At 67.5% G+C, this 419-nt stretch carries 1 pseudogene; it reads right to left on the reverse strand.

What is annotated here, in order from left to right:
- A pseudogene (gene eccD2 / locus BST12_RS29560) lies at nt 1-419 on the reverse strand (type VII secretion system ESX-2 subunit EccD2); the annotation flags it as partial.

Below are 419 nucleotides of genomic sequence, written 5' to 3' on the forward strand. Positions count from 1 at the left end.
GTGCCGCGGGCGGTGATGTCGGTCAGTTCATTGTCCTCATCGTCGGCGTCGGCTTCGCTGACCGGAGCCACCGTATCGACGGGCATTCCCGCACGGCGCGCGAACAGATCCCGGCCGGTGATCGATCCGAAGTGCGGGGGTCGTACCCGTGCCACCCACAACGCAACGGTCGGAGTCATCCTGATCAGGACAAGCAGCCCTACCAGCACGCAAATCGCCAGCACCTGCATCGAAACCGGCCTAAACATTCGGACGGCGGCGACAGCGGCAAGGATCCCGCACACCGTTACCACCGCGGTGACCACTGCGGTCTGCCACCGCTTGCGGGTCGCCACGCCGATCGTGATCGCACCCAGAACCACCACCACGAGCCCGATCAGCGCATGAGCCGCCCCGAGCGCGCCCGGCGGCGCGCACGC

The sequence above is a fragment of the Mycobacterium angelicum genome (assembly GCF_002086155.1).
Classification (GTDB): Bacteria; Actinomycetota; Actinomycetes; order Mycobacteriales; family Mycobacteriaceae; genus Mycobacterium; species Mycobacterium angelicum.